At 40.1% G+C, this 713-nt stretch carries 1 protein-coding gene; it reads right to left on the bottom strand.

Features of this window, described 5'->3' with window-relative positions:
* Window positions 1-713: S41 family peptidase (locus HC175_RS15855; protein ID WP_235942644.1), on the bottom strand; the 713-nt coding region annotated here is incomplete at both ends.

Raw genomic sequence — 713 nt, 5'->3', positions numbered from 1 at the left:
AGTGGGTTCTCCTAAAATTCCAAGATTGGAAATATCTTCATTCTTACTTACATCTGGTGTCAGCCCGTCAACATAATCTGATTTTCCCTGGGCGTTGGCCGATTTCAACACCAGGGGTTGAATGGCGTAGGTGTGGTTCTTGCTTGCACCTTCTTTTCCGAAGTCATCACTATCGTACAAGGTTACCGAAGCCTGGAATTTTCCGGTGGTAGTTTCACCCACCTGCACCACATCAATATAAGGAGCAAGTCCATTGATCACCAGTTCACTTGCCGAAGCAGAAGCATTGGTAGTAAGGATATAAACTCTGGAAAGGTTGAGGCTATTGATAGTTTCTCCGGTTCTAATGGTTTTATTAAAACGGTTGATTAAACTCTCGGGATCATTCTTCTCAAAATAATTTTGATATTTTTCATTCCACTGTTCTTTCATAAAGATTTGTCCCTCAAATTGGCCTGTGATCATACTCGCAAGATCAACGGCAGATTCTACAGAGCCTCCTCCATTATAGCGAAGATCCAGAACCAGCTCTGTTACTCCTTCACTTTTTAATTGTGCAAAAGCTGAATTAAGCTCATCATCAAAATCGTCTATGAAACTGTTATACATTAAATAGCCAATCTTTGTGCCATCCATATCAATAGTTTTTACGAGTTGAACAGGATTGGCTGTGTATTTGGAATGAGTAAGGGTTGCTGTTTTATCTGTAAGTA

It is taken from the genome of Salinimicrobium oceani, assembly GCF_012037645.1.
The sequence above is the reverse complement of the archived record's forward strand: the minus strand, read 5'-3'. Positions and strand labels throughout refer to the sequence as shown.